15 protein-coding genes and 1 riboswitch are annotated in these 16,799 nt (G+C 45.8%); of the genes, 12 read left to right on the forward strand and 3 right to left on the reverse strand.

What is annotated here, in order from left to right:
* Window positions 1-38: 38 nt before the first annotated feature.
* Window positions 39-770 (reverse strand): HTH-type transcriptional regulator MlrA, encoded by a 732-nt coding sequence (gene mlrA / locus QMN38_RS05710; protein ID WP_271440051.1) that lies wholly within the window; start codon window positions 768-770, stop codon window positions 39-41.
* A 225-nt stretch (window positions 771-995) separates the two neighbouring features.
* On the opposite strand from mlrA, the gene QMN38_RS05715 reads away from it, so the two are divergent.
* The 3 genes from QMN38_RS05715 to QMN38_RS05725 are packed head-to-tail and all read left to right on the forward strand — an operon-like array spanning window position 996 to window position 3,914.
* Window positions 996-2,681, forward strand: a complete 1,686-nt coding sequence (locus QMN38_RS05715; RefSeq protein WP_286629167.1) for a sensor histidine kinase — start codon at window positions 996-998, stop codon at window positions 2,679-2,681.
* Window positions 2,678-3,397, forward strand: a complete 720-nt coding sequence (btsR, locus tag QMN38_RS05720; RefSeq protein ID WP_005129174.1) for a two-component system response regulator BtsR — start codon at window positions 2,678-2,680, stop codon at window positions 3,395-3,397. The genes QMN38_RS05715 and btsR overlap by 4 nt, the downstream gene beginning before the upstream one ends.
* A gap of 46 nt (window positions 3,398-3,443) precedes the next feature.
* Window positions 3,444-3,914, forward strand: coding sequence for a YehS family protein (locus QMN38_RS05725; RefSeq protein WP_323604683.1), 471 nt, complete (start codon window positions 3,444-3,446; stop codon window positions 3,912-3,914).
* 116 nt (window positions 3,915-4,030) lie between these two features.
* On the opposite strand, the gene metG is transcribed toward QMN38_RS05725, so the two are convergent.
* Window positions 4,031-6,064, reverse strand: a complete 2,034-nt coding sequence (metG, locus tag QMN38_RS05730; RefSeq protein WP_323604684.1) for a methionine--tRNA ligase — start codon at window positions 6,062-6,064, stop codon at window positions 4,031-4,033.
* 164 nt (window positions 6,065-6,228) lie between these two features.
* On the opposite strand from metG, the gene apbC reads away from it, so the two are divergent.
* The 6 genes from apbC to QMN38_RS05760 all read left to right on the forward strand — a co-directional run bounded on the left by apbC (window position 6,229) and on the right by QMN38_RS05760 (window position 12,982).
* Window positions 6,229-7,338 carry an iron-sulfur cluster carrier protein ApbC gene (gene apbC / locus QMN38_RS05735; protein ID WP_040230634.1) on the forward strand — a complete coding sequence of 370 codons (1,110 nt, stop codon included), beginning with the start codon at window positions 6,229-6,231 and terminating at the stop codon, window positions 7,336-7,338.
* A 276-nt stretch (window positions 7,339-7,614) separates the two neighbouring features.
* Complete coding sequence (locus QMN38_RS05740) at window positions 7,615-7,899, forward strand: DUF2574 family protein (RefSeq protein ID WP_271455266.1); 285 nt, start codon at window positions 7,615-7,617, stop codon at window positions 7,897-7,899.
* Between the two features lie 268 nt (window positions 7,900-8,167).
* A complete protein-coding gene (locus QMN38_RS05745; protein ID WP_323604685.1) occupies window positions 8,168-8,755 on the forward strand; it encodes a fimbrial protein in 588 nt (195 codons plus the stop codon).
* A gap of 63 nt (window positions 8,756-8,818) precedes the next feature.
* Window positions 8,819-9,502, forward strand: coding sequence for a fimbria/pilus periplasmic chaperone (locus tag QMN38_RS05750; protein ID WP_271455815.1), 684 nt, complete (start codon window positions 8,819-8,821; stop codon window positions 9,500-9,502).
* Window positions 9,503-9,516: 14 nt separating this feature from the next.
* Complete coding sequence (locus tag QMN38_RS05755) at window positions 9,517-12,003, forward strand: fimbrial biogenesis outer membrane usher protein (RefSeq protein WP_323604686.1); 2,487 nt, start codon at window positions 9,517-9,519, stop codon at window positions 12,001-12,003.
* Window positions 12,004-12,016: 13 nt separating this feature from the next.
* A complete protein-coding gene (locus tag QMN38_RS05760; RefSeq protein WP_271457479.1) occupies window positions 12,017-12,982 on the forward strand; it encodes a fimbrial protein in 966 nt (321 codons plus the stop codon).
* 56 nt (window positions 12,983-13,038) lie between these two features.
* Here the strand turns inward: QMN38_RS05760 and QMN38_RS05765 are convergent, their stop codons facing one another.
* Complete coding sequence (locus QMN38_RS05765; protein WP_137382311.1) at window positions 13,039-13,371, reverse strand: RcnB family protein; 333 nt, start codon at window positions 13,369-13,371, stop codon at window positions 13,039-13,041.
* 235 nt (window positions 13,372-13,606) lie between these two features.
* Window positions 13,607-13,700: riboswitch (TPP riboswitch) on the forward strand.
* Window positions 13,701-13,768: 68 nt separating this feature from the next.
* Between QMN38_RS05765 and QMN38_RS05770 the strand changes: the two genes are divergently transcribed.
* The 3 genes from QMN38_RS05770 (at window position 13,769) to QMN38_RS05780 (ending at window position 16,689) form a co-directional block, all read left to right on the forward strand.
* The gene (locus tag QMN38_RS05770; RefSeq protein ID WP_180836860.1) at window positions 13,769-15,070 is read left to right on the forward strand and encodes a tyrosine-type recombinase/integrase; all 1,302 of its coding nucleotides are present in this window, start codon (window positions 13,769-13,771) and stop codon (window positions 15,068-15,070) included.
* An 81-nt stretch (window positions 15,071-15,151) separates the two neighbouring features.
* Window positions 15,152-15,877, forward strand: coding sequence for a hypothetical protein (locus tag QMN38_RS05775; protein ID WP_323604687.1), 726 nt, complete (start codon window positions 15,152-15,154; stop codon window positions 15,875-15,877).
* On the forward strand, window positions 15,874-16,689 hold the full coding sequence (locus QMN38_RS05780) for a hypothetical protein (protein WP_180836856.1): 816 nt from the start codon (window positions 15,874-15,876) through the stop codon (window positions 16,687-16,689). Before QMN38_RS05775 ends, QMN38_RS05780 begins: the two co-directional genes overlap by 4 nt.
* The last annotated feature ends 110 nt before the right edge of the window (window positions 16,690-16,799 follow it).

Consider the following 16,799-nt stretch of genomic DNA (forward strand, 5'->3'; position numbering starts at 1 on the left):
TGTGAATATAAGGATTGTACACGTTTGTTAATAAAATATTAAATACCGAGTGGATAAATATCGTGACCTAACGCGCGCCACTCTTCCAGTTGTTGGTGTTGTGCAGGGGTTTGGTTCTCACCACACCAGACGAGTAGGGTGCGCCCTTCAAACAGCTCAGGCCGTAGCTGATTGAGCGAGTGGGCCAGTACATCAACACGCCATCCTTGCTGGCTGGCGACCCAACCTTCCAGCCATAAGCGGGTGGTATCGTGGATATTCCAGCCGACCACCAGGGCATCTTTACCTTGTTTTTTACGCGCCGAGGCAAGGCAAATCGCAATATAATTGATGAGCACACCGTCAAGGATCCCCAATAGCGCCTGAAGAATGGGCTGTTGGCATTGCAGACGTCGGCGCAAGGGAATGAACAAATGCGTATTGAGCGTTTGCGCAGGGTAATCCTGACCACGCTCTTTGATCCACAGCCTGAGGCTGTGCAAATTGTTACTTTGCAAATAGCTCAATAGCGTTTCTTGTTGTTCACGCCAGCCGTTATGCACATCAATGTTCTCATTGCTGAGTAACATTTTAACTTTACTGACCTGAACGCCATTATTTATCCAGCGTTTTATCTCACGGATCCTGTCAATGTCCGCATCGTTAAACAGGCGATGCCCCCCGTCTGTACGCTGAGGTTTTAGTAATCCGTAACGCCTCTGCCATGCACGTAAAGTGACAGGGTTGATATCACAAAGCAAAGCCACTTCACCTATCGTGTAAAGCGCCATCGTTGTCTCACTCTTGCTCGCGAGGTCCCAGTTTTACTTTAGACGCTCTTTTGCGAACCAGGTAGTTTTGTCTGTTTTTTGATCAGAAGATGGGTGAGATTGTCGCCATACTCGCGCTTTCGAGTGATCGTTCTCACAAATTCCTGTTTTTTTGCAACAGTTCAAAGAAAGTTACGCGTAGCCCATGTATGTTACGCGCTTTTAAGAAATGTGTGGTTGGCGGGTATGTACGAGTTTAATCTGGTGTTGCTGCTGCTTCAGCAGATGTGCGTGTTTCTCGTTATCGCGTGGTTAATGAGCAAGACGCGCCTGTTTATCCCGCTGATGCAGGTCACTATCCGACTGCCGCACAAACTTCTGTGTTACGTCACCTTCTCCATCTTTTGCATTATGGGCACCTACTTTGGGCTGCATATTGAAGACTCCATTGCAAACACCCGTGCCATCGGCGCGGTGATGGGCGGGCTACTTGGCGGGCCTGTTGTTGGGGGACTGGTTGGCCTGACCGGCGGTCTTCATCGCTATTCGATGGGGGGCATGACGGCACTCAGTTGCATGATTTCGACCATAGTGGAAGGCCTGCTTGGAGGGCTGGTACACAGTGTACTTACTCGACGGGGCCGTACTGATAAAGTGTTTAGTCCGCTGACGGCTGGCGCGATTACCTTTGTTGCCGAACTGGTGCAGATGCTCATCATTTTGCTGATTGCGCGTCCCTTTGAGAATGCATTGCACCTGGTCAGTAACATTGCCGCACCGATGATGGTGACCAATACCGTTGGTGCTGCGTTGTTTATGCGTATTCTGCTCGACAAACGTGCGATGTTTGAAAAATACACCTCGGCGTTTTCTGCCACTGCGCTAAAAGTTGCCGCCTCTACGGAGGGGATTCTGCGACAGGGATTTAATGAGGTTAACAGCATGAAGGTTGCTCAGGTGCTGTATGAAGAGTTGGATATCGGTGCGGTGGCGATTACTGACCGCGAGAAGTTGCTGGCCTTTACTGGCATTGGTGATGACCATCACCTGCCAGGCAAGCCCATATCCTCTTCATACACCCAACGGGCGATTGAAACCGGAGAAGTCGTGTATGCCGACGGTAACGAAGTGCCTTATCGCTGTTCACTGCATCCGCAATGCAAATTAGGGTCGACGCTGGTGATCCCGTTGCGTGGTGAAAACCAGCGGGTGATGGGGACGATTAAACTGTATGAAGCCAAAAACCGTCTCTTTAGCTCAATTAACCGCACGCTGGGGGAAGGGATCGCCCAGTTGCTTTCCGCGCAAATCCTGGCCGGCCAATACGAGCGACAAAAAGCGATGCTGACGCAGTCAGAAATCAAACTTCTGCACGCTCAGGTTAATCCCCATTTTCTGTTTAACGCGTTGAATACGATCAAAGCCGTGATCCGTCGTGACAGCGAACAGGCCAGCCAATTGGTGCAATATCTCTCGACTTTCTTTCGTAAGAATTTAAAACGCCCGTCGGAAATTGTGACGCTGGCTGATGAAATAGAACACGTAAATGCCTATCTACAAATTGAAAAGGCACGATTCCAGTCCCGCCTGCAGGTGACCTTAACGGTCCCGGAAGCGCTTTCGCATCAGCAATTGCCTGCGTTTACTCTGCAACCGATAGTCGAGAATGCGATTAAGCATGGCACTTCCCAGCTACTTGATACCGGAGAAGTCTCTATCACTGCTCGTCAGGAAGGGCAGTATCTGATGCTGGATATTGAAGATAATGCCGGGCTGTATCAGCCCACGACGGAGTCCAGTGGGCTTGGAATGAGTCTGGTGGACAAACGCCTGCGGGAACGGTTTGGCGATGATTTTGGTATCAGCGTAGCCTGTGAGCCTGACCTCTTTACCCGAATTACTTTACGACTTCCCCTGGAGGAACTGGCATGATCAAAGTGCTGATTGTCGATGATGAACCGTTAGCGCGGGAGAATCTGCGGATCCTGTTACAGGAGCAAAGCGACATCGAGATAGTCGGAGAGTGTTCGAATGCGGTAGAGGCCATTGGTGCAGTACATAAACTACGCCCGGATGTGCTGTTCCTCGATATTCAGATGCCGCGTATTAGCGGATTGGAAATGGTGGGTATGCTTGACCCCGAGCATCGCCCATATATCGTTTTTCTCACCGCTTTTGATGAATATGCCGTGAAAGCCTTTGAAGAGCATGCCTTTGATTATCTGCTTAAGCCGATTGAAGAAACGCGGCTGGAGAAAACGCTGATCCGTTTACGTCAGGAGCGCACGAAGCAGGATGTGTCGTTACTGCCGGAACATCAGCAGGCGCTTAAGTTCATTCCCTGTAGTGGTCATAGCCGAATCTATCTGCTGCAAATGGATGATGTGGCGTTTGTCAGCAGTCGTATGAGTGGTGTTTATGTGACCAGTAGTGATGGCAAAGAAGGATTCACCGAGCTGACGCTTAGAACACTGGAGAGCCGTACTCCGCTGCTGCGCTGCCACCGACAATACCTGGTCAACATGGCCCATTTGCAGGAAATCCGTCTGGAAGATAATGGCCAGGCTGAGCTGATTTTGCGTAACGGACTGACTGTCCCGGTGAGCCGTCGTTACCTCAAAAGTCTAAAAGAGGCGATTGGCCTGTAAAACTGGTACACTGCGCGCCATTGCATCACCGACAGTTGAAGGCTCTATGCTAAGTAACGATATTCTTCGTAGCCTGCGCTACACCCTGAAAGCGAACAATAACGACATGGTGCGCATTCTTGCGCTTGCTGAGATGGAAGCCACCTCGGCAGGTTTTGACACCTGGATGACAAAAGAAGATGAAGACGGCTTTGTTCGCTGCCCGGATATCATCCTCTCCGGTTTCCTGAACGGTCTTATCTACCATCTGCGTGGCAAAGATGATTCTGCGCCGGAACTGGCGATTGAACGTCGTGTTAACAACAATACGGTACTGAAAAAACTGCGTATTGCGTTTTCACTGAAAACTGATGATATTCTGGCCATCATGACCGAACAGAAATTTCGCGTATCAATGCCGGAAATCACCGCGATGATGCGTGCACCGGATCATAAGAACTATCGCGAATGTGGCGATCAATTCTTGCGCTATTTCTTGCGTGGTTTAACTGCACGAGTGCATAACGCGAAGTCGTGATTTTTGTCCAGTGGCGCTGCGTTTGCAGGGCCTACGGGATTTGAAGGCCGGGTAAGGCGAAGCCGCCAGCCGGAAAAAAAGCAAAAAAAAGCCGGAGATTATCTCCGGCTTTATTGTTATTTCACCTGCTGACCAGGTTTAGCACCGTCATCCGGGCTTAACAGGAAGATATCTTTTCCGCCAGGGCCTGCTGCCATTACCATCCCTTCAGAGATACCGAAACGCATCTTACGCGGAGCCAGGTTCGCCACCATAATAGTCTGGCGGCCAATCAGGGCTTGCGGGTCCGGGTAGGCAGAGCGAATACCGGAGAAGACGTTACGTTTCTCACCACCGAGATCCAACGTCAGACGCAGCAGTTTGTCGGAACCTTCCACGAACTCGGCGTTTTCAATCAGCGCCACGCGCAGATCAACTTTGGCGAAATCGTCAAAGGTGATGGTGTCCTGGATAGGGTCATCCGCTAACGGGCCGGTCACCGGAGCGGCTGCGGCTTTCACTTCTTCTTTGGACGCTTCCACCAGCGCTTCAACCTGTTTCATGTCGATACGGTTGTAGAGCGCCTTAAAGGTGTTGACCTTGTGACCGAGCAGCGGTTGCTCAATGGCATCCCAGGACAGGTCACTGTTCAGGAATGCCTCAACACGTTCAGCCAGCGTCGGCAGTACCGGTTTCAGGTACGTCATCAGGACGCGGAACAGGTTAATACCCATGGAGCAAATTGCCTGCAGGTCGGCGTCACGGCCTTCCTGTTTAGCCACAACCCATGGTGCCTGTTCGTCAACATAGCGATTCGCTACGTCGGCCAGCGCCATAATTTCGCGGATTGCTTTACCGAATTCGCGGCTTTCCCACGCTTCGCCGATGACTGCAGCTGCGTCGGTAAAGGTTTTGTACAGTGCCGGATCGGCCAGTTCGGCGGCAAGAATGCCGTCAAAGCGTTTCGCAATAAATCCTGCGTTACGGGAAGCCAGGTTCACTACTTTGTTGACGATATCGGCGTTAACACGCTGAACAAAATCTTCCAGGTTCAGGTCGATATCATCAATGCGCGAAGAGAGTTTCGCGGTGTAGTAGTAACGCAGGCTGTCGGCATCAAAGTGTTTCAGCCAGGTGCTGGCTTTAATGAAGGTACCGCGAGACTTGGACATCTTCGCGCCGTTTACTGTGACATACCCGTGAACGAACAGGTTAGTCGGTTTGCGGAAGTTGCTGCCTTCCAGCATGGCAGGCCAGAACAGGCTGTGGAAGTAGACGATATCTTTACCGATGAAGTGATACAGCTCAGCATCGGAGTCTTTCTTCCAGTACTCATCAAAGCTGGCGGTGTCGCCACGTTTGTCACACAGGTTTTTGAAAGAACCCATATAACCAATTGGCGCATCCAGCCAGACATAAAAATACTTACCCGGCGCATTCGGAATTTCAAAACCGAAGTACGGTGAATCGCGGGAAATATCCCACTGCTGCAGGCCGGATTCAAACCACTCCTGCATTTTGTTGGCAACCTGCTCCTGCAATGCGCCGCTGCGCGTCCACGCCTGCAGCATTTCGCTGAACGACGGCAGATCGAAGAAGAAGTGCTCGGAGTCACGCATTACCGGTGTCGCACCGGAAACAACGGATTTCGGCTCGATAAGTTCGGTCGGGCTGTAGGTTGCGCCGCACACTTCACAGTTATCGCCGTACTGGTCCGGAGACTTACATTTCGGGCAGGTGCCTTTGACAAAACGATCCGGCAGGAACATGCCTTTTTCCGGATCGTAAAGCTGGGAGATGGTGCGGTTCTTAATAAAACCGTTTTCCTTCAGGCGCGTGTAAATCAGTTCAGACAGTTCACGGTTCTCTTCGCTGTGTGTTGAGTGATAGTTGTCATAGCTGATGTCGAAACCCGCAAAATCAGTCTGATGCTCCTGACTCATTTCACCGATCATCTGCTCTGGTGTGATCCCAAGCTGCTGTGCTTTCAGCATGATTGGCGTACCGTGTGCGTCGTCCGCGCAGATGAAGTTAACCTGGTGGCCGCGCATTCGCTGGTAACGGACCCAGACATCAGCCTGGATGTGCTCCAGCATATGGCCGAGGTGGATTGAGCCGTTGGCGTACGGCAGCGCGCACGTTACCAGAATTTTCTTCGCGACTTGAGTCATAGTGGGCAATTACTTCTTTTGTAGTGAAAAGGGCTTTGATAGTACCAAAATGGTAATTACTGCGCCAAGCGATAAGGGCATTTATCCGTAAATGAATAATTGTTGCGGTTGGAGTAAACTACCTGGTGACTATTGTACTTTCAGAACAACAAAAAGGAGTCGGGATGAACGCACAATCCCAGGCCAAATCACCAGAAACCCTGCGCGCCATGGTCGCTGGGACGCTGGCGAATTTTCAGCATTCAACCCTGAAGCATAATCTGACGACGCTGAAAGCGTTGCATCATGTCGCCTGGATGGACGACACGTTGCACGTTGAGCTGGTCATGCCATTCGTATGGCACAGCGCGTTTGAAGCATTAAAAGAGCAATGCAGTGCCGATTTACTGCGTATTACCGGTGCTAAAGCCATTGACTGGAAGCTGTCGCATAACATTGCGACGCTGAAGCGTGTGAAAAACCAGCCGGGTATTAATGGTGTGAAAAACATCATTGCCGTGAGTTCCGGCAAAGGTGGTGTGGGTAAATCCTCTACTGCGGTGAACCTGGCTCTGGCGCTGGCAGCCGAAGGGGCGAAAGTAGGCATTCTGGACGCCGACATTTATGGTCCGTCCATTCCGACCATGCTCGGTGCGGAAAATCAGCGTCCAACCTCGCCAGATGGCACCCATATGGCGCCGATTATGTCTCATGGCCTGGCAACCAATTCCATTGGGTATCTGGTAACTGACGACAATGCGATGGTGTGGCGTGGTCCAATGGCCAGCAAAGCGTTGTTACAAATGCTGCAAGAAACCTTATGGCCGGATCTTGATTACCTGGTTTTGGATATGCCGCCGGGCACCGGTGACATTCAGCTGACGCTGGCGCAGAACATTCCGGTAACGGGCGCGGTCGTGGTCACCACGCCGCAGGACATTGCGCTTATCGATGCGAAAAAAGGCATCGTGATGTTCGAAAAAGTGGAAGTACCGGTGCTGGGCATTGTTGAAAATATGAGCATGCATATTTGCAGCAACTGCGGTCATCATGAACCGATTTTCGGCACGGGTGGCGCACAAAAGCTGGCTGAGCAATATCACACCCAACTGCTGGGACAGATGCCGCTGCATATTTCCTTGCGTGAAGATCTCGACCGCGGTATGCCGACGGTTATCAGTCGTCCTGACAGTGAATTCACCGCGATTTACCGCGATCTGGCCGGTCGTGTCGCCGCCCAGCTCTACTGGCAGGGAGAGGTTATTCCTGGGGAAATTGCTTTCCGCGCGGTGTAATTTTTTCTGATGCGAAAGGTGTTGTACGTATTCACCGTATTAATGATATATTGATACGGTGAATATATTGAGTGAACAAACTGCCCAATATTATTCATCATGCCACTATAATTCGTGTTCTTTTCCGAATAATTCCTCTTAATGCATCATTCAAATTGATCATACCAATCTCATCAATCTACAATTTCAATTGGTTTTAGCAGGGAAGTTATCTCATAATTCAACGGACAAGCAGCTTGCATGCTGTTTCTGACCCCTTACAGGAATAATGAACACATGAAAATTAGTTTATTCTTGGGAATTATCACACTGGCTTATGGAATGAGTTTGCAGGCATTTGCTTCCGATTCACTTGACGGAAAATTAACAATCGTTGCACATGTTGTCGAGCCTACATGCCGTGTGGACATGTCTGGCGAAAAACCCCGAAATGATTGTCAGGATACCGGATCGCGGGTTACGGCAGGAAGTGAAAGGCCAAACTACCTGGGGGTCAGTACCCAACGTGTTATGTTGCCGGGTGATACAAAACGACAAATCGTACTCAATACCTACGATTAACCACGACAAAATTTACTTCTTTAAACAGCAGCTTTACTCACTGTAATGCTGCTGTTTTTTTATTCTTTTTTTATTATATTTAATTTCCGTTATTTATTATTATTGTGAATTTATAAATTAGTATTATCTAATGGCATAAATAATGCCTAATGAAATTTGCGTTAAATCAAATAAAATATTATTTCACATTGCGTCAAAGTTACTCTCGTGACACTTTGATTTCGAGATTGTTAAATGGATGTTTTTCAAAAATCATAAGGAATGACATATGAAAAGATCGATTGTTTTTTCGGCATTGGTTCCATTCTTATTCGTCGGAGTAGTGCATGCAGCAGACGGTAACGTTATCACTGAAGATGGGCAGTTGATTATTAAAGCAACTGTACAAGGTTCTTCATGTCATTTCAGTTCAGAAAGCGGAAGTTCTGCAATTATCGACATGAATACGATATCAACTTCCGACGTCTATAAGATTGATGTTGGTGAAGTCAATCCTACTAAATGGAATAATGACACTGATTTAATTGAAATTATCTGTCCATCTTCTGTTGCGTTAAAAACCATTATTTTTGACCCGACAAATTTTTCTGGTACATACCCAACATTGTTACAAGATGATAATGGCGATGCCACTGGCGTTGGTTTCTCTGTTGATTTTCATAACAGTGACTCGACCACAGTAAATATTGATTCAAAAGATAAAATTGTAGATGTTAGCCAGTTGAAAGGTGTGGATAATGGCGCTAACGGCGTTAAATACACGTTGAAATTTGATGCGCAATGGGCCCGTCTGGCTCAGGTTGTTAAAGCAGGTGATGTAAAATCCACTATTAAATTTACTGTCGAAACAGATTAATTCTCAATGGCTATATTGCCGGGCGTCGCCGGCAATATAGCGCTATCACTAAGGTAGTGTATTATGAAACGGATTTTACTTGCAGCCCTGATAGCGCTGACGCTCCCAGCACACGCTGATATTGTGATTTATGGCACCCGTGTTATTTATCCGGCGGAGAAAAAAGAAATTGTCGTTCAGTTAATGAACCAGAGTAGTAGACCATCTCTGGTGCAAAGCTGGATTGATGATGGCGATACGTCATTACCACCTGAGAAGATTAACGTACCCTTTTTGCTTTCACCACCCGTTGTTCGTGTTAAAGGCAATTCAGGTCAGCAAATAAAAATAAAGAAAATGGCTAATGCGTTACCAGATAATAAAGAAAGTATTTTTTATTTTAATGTGTTGGATATCCCACCTAATGCAAAAGATCAAGATGGGAAAAACACACTTAAATTTGCCATGCAAAACAGGTTGAAAATGCTGTATCGGCCAAAAGGCGTTGAGGCTGTTACGCAAAACAGTATTAAAAAATTAACCTTTTCTCGCAATAGTCGTGGTTTAAATTTACAAAACGCTACGGCTAACTGGATTACAGTGCCAAAAATTGAGGCAAATAAAGTACAACTAAATGGTAAAACAATTTTATTGCCACCGTTGTCCAGCCAGATACTCCAGTTGAGAAACAATGGTAGCAGTCAATATGTTGTCACCATTATTGATGATCGTGGGAATTACGTTAGCGATACGGTCAGCGTTAAATAATATGAGGTGTGGCTATGTTAAGGATAACTCCACTTGCTTCTGCGATCTTTTTGTTGCTGTTTTCAGGTCAGTTATTTGCTGAAGAGGAAACCTTTGATACCCATTTTATGATGGGTGGATTGAAGGGAGAAAAAATTAGCAACTTCAGTTTCGACGGTGAAAAACCGTTACCTGGTACCTATGATTTAGATCTTTATCTAAACAATCAATGGCGTGGTAAGTATGAGCTGAATGTGAAGGATGAACCTGATGAGACCTGCTTAAGCTGGGATCTCGTTCACCGTTTGGGTATTAAGTCTGAAGGGATTAACGCTGATAAAGATGCGCAGTGTGTCCCGCTAAAAGCGGCATTGCAGGGCGGGACGTCAACATTTGATATGAGTCGATTTCGTCTTGATCTCAACGTACCACAGGCTTTTGTCAACGAACTGGAACACGGTTACGTTGAGCCAGAAAACTGGGATCGCGGAATTAGCGCGTTGTATACATCCTATTATGCGAGCCAATATTATAGCGATTATAAAAACTCCGGTACCAGTAAGAATACCTTCGTTCGCTTTAACAGCGGGTTAAATTTGCTGGGTTGGCAACTGCACTCTGATGCCAGTTACAATAAAACGGATGACAGTAGTGGTGAGTGGAAAAGTAATACTCTGTATCTGGAGCGTGGGATCCCGGAGATTTTGGGTACGCTACGGGCGGGTGATATGTACACATCATCAGATATTTTTGACACCGTTCGCTTTCGCGGAGTGCGTCTGTACCGTGATATGCAGATGTTGCCAAACTCCAAACAGAATTTTACGCCGTTGGTGCAGGGGATTGCGCAAAGTAACGCGTTGGTCACTATCGAGCAAAATGGTTTCGTGGTGTATCAAAAACAGGTCCCGCCGGGGCCATTCTCCATTGCTGATTTGCAACTGGCTGGTGGCGGTGCTGACCTTGACGTTAGCGTGAAAGAAGCGGATGGCAGTGTCACAACCTATCTGGTTCCCTATTCTTCGGTTCCCAATATGCTTCAGCCCGGAGTATCAAAGTATGATTTTGCTGCCGGTCGTAGCCATATTGAAGGCGCCAGTAACCAAAGTGACTTTGTTCAGGCCAGCTATCAATATGGTTTTAATAATCTTTTAACGCTGTATGGCGGCACAATGCTAGGGGATAACTACAACGCCTTTACGCTGGGAACCGGCTGGAATACGCGCATCGGCGCGGTTTCATTCGATGCGACCCAGTCCCATAGTAAACAGGATAATGGCGATGTCTTTGATGGTCAGAGCTACCAGCTTGCATGGAGTAAATTTCTCACGCAAACCGGAACACGTTTTGGTTTAGCGGCATATCGTTATTCGTCCCGTGATTATCGTACATTTAACGATCACGTTTGGGCGAATAATAAAAACTCGTATCATCGTGATGAAAATGATGTCTACGATATTGCTGATTATTACCAGTATGATTTTGGCCGCAAAAATAGTTTCTCAGCCAATATTAATCAATCGCTACCGGATGGCTGGGGATCCGTATCGCTAAGCACGTTATGGCGAGATTACTGGGGACGTAGCGGTAACAGTAAAGACTATCAGTTGAGCTATACCAATAGCTGGCAGCGTATTAGCTATACACTGTCGGCCAGCCAGACTTATGATGAAGATCATAATGAAGATAAACGTTTCAACATCTTTATTTCCATACCGTTTAATTGGGGAGATGGTATATCTGCTCCACGGCGACAAATGTATCTATCAAATTCGACCACGTTTGATGATGATGGTTTTGCGTCAAATAATACGGGTATCACTGGTATAGCGGGCGATCGCGATCAATTCAATTATGGCGTCAACCTGAGTCACCAGCGCCAGGATAGCGAGACAACGGCCGGAGCAAATCTGACATGGCGAGCACCAGTGGCAACGGTCAATGGGAGTTATAGCCAATCGTCAAAATATAAACAGAGCAGCGGAAGCCTGTCTGGCGGGATTGTGGCGTGGTCTGGAGGGATTAATCTGGCAAATACACTCTCGGATACTATTGCGATAGTGGAGGCCCCTGGACTTGAAGGCGCATATATCAATGGACAAAAATATCGGGTAACAAACAGCAAAGGCACCGTGGTATATGACGGCATGACACCGTATCGCGAGAATATGCTGACCCTGGATGTGTCTAATTCGCACAGTGAAACGGAGTTACAAGGTAACCGTAAAAGTGTTGCGCCATACCGCGGAGCTGTGGTCAAGGCACGCTTTGATACAGACCAACGCAAACCCTGGTATTTTAAAGCACTGCGTCCGGATGGTTCCCCATTAACCTTTGGTTATGAAGTGGAAAGCGAGCAGGGCGAAAATATTGGCCTGGTTGGGCAGGGCAGTATGTTGTTTATTCGTACCAATGATGTACCTGCAAAAATCAAAGTTGCCATTGATAAACAACAAGGACGTTACTGCACAATCTCTTTCAGTAAGGGAATTGATGTAAGTAAGACATACGCTTGCCAGTAAAAGGATAATGATGATGAGATGGTTACTCTTAACACTATTAACATTCTGCTCGTTTGCGGCGCAGGCAGATAAATGTAATTCTGTTCCCTCAGAAAATATTATGGGCGCATATTCTTTCACTCCCGATGCAATGTCCGGTACGCTTACTGGTGGTATTTTTGCTTCTGGCCTGGATGGTGCTGCTGTACTGAAATGTAGTGCACAGGAACAAGTATGGTTGAAGGCGGCAATGGCCTTCCTGCATAGCAATAAATATGCTTTTAAGGTCGGCAGTAAATATTATATTGTTTCTTTCTCCGTTAGTTACGAGGAAAAAGGTACTGTTGCAAATAAAGCAGAATATACGTTATCAGATTTTTTTAATATGGCAGGATTAGCACTGAATTATTCCATTGTTGAGGCATCAGACCCTGGGGCGGCAACGATTATCGCCCCTGGTGCAACGATCCCCCTCGTTACTGAGCTGAATCTTGAGTACTGTCAGGGAAATGAGAAAAACTGTAGTTTTAAAAAATTCAATTATAATCTAAATGTCACGATTATGGTCGATATCACAACCTGCTATTTTGGTAATCAGGAAATTGATCTGGGGGTGATAAATATTAATGATCTGGATAAGAAAGCATTTGAACTTCATCCGGTAAAATTCACCTGCCAGGCCAGTGGTGCCGGGAGCCTAAAATTTACACCTGATAATCTGTTATTTTACTTTGAACCGATGAGTCCGTTGGCGGAGGATTCGATGACCCTGACCAATGACTACGGTACAGCGGCAAATAGCGCAGGGTCGGTAGGATTTCAGTTATCAATGAATGGTTCGACCAGTATTGGGTATGGCAGGAGTAACCTGTATCAATCTGATGCTGTGACAGGGAATATAGTGCCGATTAATATCTATGCTCGTACCAGAACGTATGCAGGCAAAGTCACCGCTGGGGAGACAATGAGTCGGGTAAAAGTCGTTGTAGATTACAACTAAAAAGAGAAGTTCGGCATGAAGCTTACGCACCCAATAACATACTGGGTGCGTTTTTTTTACCGGTGATAAAAAATCTCGCCGTCGTAGGCTTTAATGATCTTAGCATCGGCATCGTTGACCAGCACATACGCGCCGCCCATATAGGTCCAGTGGGTGCCTGCCGTTGGTGCGGGCAGGTTGCGCAGATTCCACTGCTTAATGGTGTATTCTTCGGTGAGATACAGTGGTGGAACCTTGTCACCGGGCTTGAAATGGGTAAAGTCGGCAATGAAACTGCTCAACTCATATTTATCAATACCTGTGGGAGCTGCGGTTGCAGCCGGCGCGGCCCAGACCGCACTGCTTGCGAGCAGTAGTGCACCCAGCAACATTTTCTTCTTCATACCCATCCTCTCTACCTGTTCGGGTCATCAAAATTAGCCCTGTATGATTCCTGGCTAACAGGACATCTGACAAGCACTATTTTGTGATTACTCCAGTCATTTCGTAAAAAGTGTAAATGAAAGTGCAGAAATCCGGCAACCGTGACCCAGCGGTTTCACCGCCAAAGCCTGTTCCGCACCAATTTACATCGTTAATCGCAGGCAGTATCCTGTTGCCGAAACCTGAATATCATATTTGTGTTTCAACGACTCGGGGTGCCCTTCTGGTGAAGGCTGAGAAATACCCGTACCACCTGATCTGGATAATGCCAGCGTAGGGGGCCTAAATTCGGCCTGCTTATCATGAGATTGACTCTCTTTTTGTCGGTGCGTAATGCACTTGAGGTACAAAAAGGGTGTATTCATGGGGTACAAAACTCTTCCATACACGTTTCAGCGAAACGGCAACTACTACCTGCAAATCCGGCTTTCCAATGGCAGGATATATAAGAAATCCCTCCTCACTGACAGCTATCGTGAGGCATCTGCTTTGATGATTGGTGTTACTCCGCATATTCCTTTTGTTAAATCATTAGCTACGCCGATCCTCTTGTTCGAATCATTTGTGTCTAATCTGATTACGTCAGAACGTAAGGCTGCGAGAAATCCACTTTTGCCCCACCAGCAGATAGCTACTCCTGTTGAAATCGTGGAATCTCAACCGCCAGCCGAACCGGGAAAAGTGCTAACCCTCTCGGATGCGTGGGCTATGTACAAAGCCGAAAAGGGGAGAAACTGGACGAAATCGATCTCAATGGCGAATGAGCGCTACATGGAAGTGTTGCTAACTGTTTTGAGAGGGGAGACTGATGTAGCGGCGATCACCAAGCAGGACATTAAGCAGGTGATGGAAGTGGTTGAAAATCTCCCTAAGCGCGTTGTTCAGCCTTACCGCTCAATGACCATCCAGCAACTGATTGAGTGTGATGATGTTCCACCGGATCAACTGGTAGGCGTTGAGGCCATCCATAAGCATCTCAAGCTGTATAAATCACTCTTCAAAACCTTCCTCACAGAAAGCAAAGACATTTTGTCTAAGTCGCCAACTGATGGCGTAGTGGCTGCACCTTCAAAAGCGAGATTCGGTGCTTACAGCACAGCAGAGATGAAAAAATTTGTAGGGTGGGCGCTTAAGCAGCCCGATAGCTGGCAAAAATGGATCACGTTGTTACTGGCATACACGGGGGCAAGAAGAGGCGAGATAGGAAAGTTGGAGAAGTCACAAATCAAATTCGACGAAGATAGTCAGCGTTACTATTTCTTGATTGCCGAAGGAGGGCAGGGGAAAACTGAGAACGCTACAAGGCAGGTAGTCATCCACCCGAAGTTAATCGAATGGGGTTTCATGGAGTACGTTGATCGCCAGTGGAAAGAGCGGATATTCTCAGAAGTGGCAGGTACGAACATGACAAAGATCGGCAAAGTGTTTGCGGATCTGCGTGATCAGCTTGGTATTCCATATCTTGATGACTATGGGCAACGGCGATTGTTGCATTCCATCCGTCACTCGGTCTGTTCTGCGGCAATGGCTGGTTGGGTATCAAACATCCTACATCTGCAACAGACGGTCGGACATGAGAAGAGCGGTGGGATTACCAAGCGCTATTTGCACATGTTTCCCTTGTCTTCAATTTCTTATGTGATTGATGGGATTGATTGGCAATGATCCCTGGGTTATTAGCTTGTATAACATTGTTTTTTCAGAGATGATGATTTACCTGTGGACGTCTAATTTTTGAGGTTTTAGGTGTTTTTAGATCAGATAACGGCTGAAAAATTTCATGCGCTAATGGATAGTATTCTTGAGAGATTAATGGATGATGATTATCGCTCATGGGATTTTATCAATCGCTTATCTGAAAATGGATGGGTTCCGCCATTAGCTTTTGATTGTTACGATTATTTTCGATGTCCCTCATCGGAATTAACCGACACCGAAATCGAAATAGGGTTCATGGAGTTTTTCGAGTGTAATTTTGAAAGTATATTTTTAAAAATAATAAATCTTGAAGTGGAACAAAATCCTTTTATCCATCGAACGTTGTTAGAGATTTTTCAAGCATACAAACAAGAACTTTATCAGATCTGTATTCCTTCATTGTTCGCAGTTTTAGAAAGGTATTTGGCTGACCTTTCCAATGATGGCGATTTAAATAATATTAGATATGGCATGGGCTTGGCAAGAAAAGTTTGGGTTGAAAATGACAGGGATGATAAATTCATTGAAACTGATAACGAAATGCCTTATCAGTTTGTGCAGAGTTGTTATTTAATAAGAAAGTTTTTAGATAAATACTTTATCAGTGTTGATTTTGAAACATTCAACTTATTAAATAGGCACGCATTTGCCCATGGAAGACAACAATACTATGCCTCCCAAGTGGATGTCGTGAAATTGATTTTCATCATTACAAATATTATAAGTATGTATTACGAAATTGAATTCATTTATTCCGAGGAAAATAATAAATGACTAATTCAGTGGTGACGAATAAAAAAGGAAAAGGAATTTTTAAACGAGATGAATGGATCAAGGAATCCAAAAGTCTTTATTTGTCTGCAAAATTGCTACGTAGCCAAGGTGATGAGAGTAAAAAAGCATTCTCTAATGTAAACAAAACAGAAAAATATGCCTATGATTTAATTGATATTTCTGTCGCAACGGATAAAAGTAGCCGTCTTTTATTGGGATATGCTTTTGAATTGCTATTGAAATCAGCAGTGTTACTTATGAACTACGGCGCTACAAAAAATACAATCGCACAAAAATTCAAGTTCTATGGTCATGATTTGCAATCAATGATTCAGGATTTAGAGTTGTCTTTGTCTGATTACGATTTGAATCTATTGGGTCTTTTGTCTCAAGATATAGTACAGCAAGCCAGGTATCCGATAGGGGTGATAAAAGATGAACTTTACGTAAAAGCAATAAATGAAAGAAATGCTAACTTGGCAAATAATGGATTGTTTAATGAAATGATTTGTTTATATGATAAGCTAAAGGGAATAGTGGTTAAATTAGATAATGATGTGGAAAATTGTGCTCATTTCAATTCGTTAACGTTTAAAGATCTATCACTCTTCATGAGAGGTGGCGGAGGGATAAATGCACGTTGTATCGTAATTTATAATTCTGATTACCCTCAAGATAAAAAAACAAAATCATATTTAAAAAGTATTCTTGATCGAAAACCAAATGGTATAATGCGGTTATATACAGTCTATTGGGATGAATACAGATTTTTTGAAGATACAGGGAAGAAATTAATTCCGTTGAAAGATTGATTGGATTAAGTAGATAACAGTAATTGTCATGTTGTTTTACTTGAATATTATTTGTTAATTAATACGCTGACGTAATGTTAAGTGAAATGGTTTCCCTGACAATTTACCTC

The organism is Citrobacter sp. R-1.5.2, assembly GCF_035064245.1.
Taxonomy (GTDB): Bacteria; Pseudomonadota; Gammaproteobacteria; order Enterobacterales; family Enterobacteriaceae; genus Citrobacter.

Coding starts and splice junctions, on each gene's coding strand:
- mlrA (WP_271440051.1), bottom strand. CDS start 770: ATGGCGCTTTACACGATAGGTGAAGTGGCTTTGCTTTGTGATATCAAC.
- QMN38_RS05715 (WP_286629167.1), top strand. CDS start 996: ATGTACGAGTTTAATCTGGTGTTGCTGCTGCTTCAGCAGATGTGCGTG.
- btsR (WP_005129174.1), top strand. CDS start 2,678: ATGATCAAAGTGCTGATTGTCGATGATGAACCGTTAGCGCGGGAGAAT.
- QMN38_RS05725 (WP_323604683.1), top strand. CDS start 3,444: ATGCTAAGTAACGATATTCTTCGTAGCCTGCGCTACACCCTGAAAGCG.
- metG (WP_323604684.1), bottom strand. CDS start 6,064: ATGACTCAAGTCGCGAAGAAAATTCTGGTAACGTGCGCGCTGCCGTAC.
- apbC (WP_040230634.1), top strand. CDS start 6,229: ATGAACGCACAATCCCAGGCCAAATCACCAGAAACCCTGCGCGCCATG.
- QMN38_RS05740 (WP_271455266.1), top strand. CDS start 7,615: ATGAAAATTAGTTTATTCTTGGGAATTATCACACTGGCTTATGGAATG.
- QMN38_RS05745 (WP_323604685.1), top strand. CDS start 8,168: ATGAAAAGATCGATTGTTTTTTCGGCATTGGTTCCATTCTTATTCGTC.
- QMN38_RS05750 (WP_271455815.1), top strand. CDS start 8,819: ATGAAACGGATTTTACTTGCAGCCCTGATAGCGCTGACGCTCCCAGCA.
- QMN38_RS05755 (WP_323604686.1), top strand. CDS start 9,517: ATGTTAAGGATAACTCCACTTGCTTCTGCGATCTTTTTGTTGCTGTTT.
- QMN38_RS05760 (WP_271457479.1), top strand. CDS start 12,017: ATGAGATGGTTACTCTTAACACTATTAACATTCTGCTCGTTTGCGGCG.
- QMN38_RS05765 (WP_137382311.1), bottom strand. CDS start 13,371: ATGGGTATGAAGAAGAAAATGTTGCTGGGTGCACTACTGCTCGCAAGC.
- QMN38_RS05770 (WP_180836860.1), top strand. CDS start 13,769: ATGGGGTACAAAACTCTTCCATACACGTTTCAGCGAAACGGCAACTAC.
- QMN38_RS05780 (WP_180836856.1), top strand. CDS start 15,874: ATGACTAATTCAGTGGTGACGAATAAAAAAGGAAAAGGAATTTTTAAA.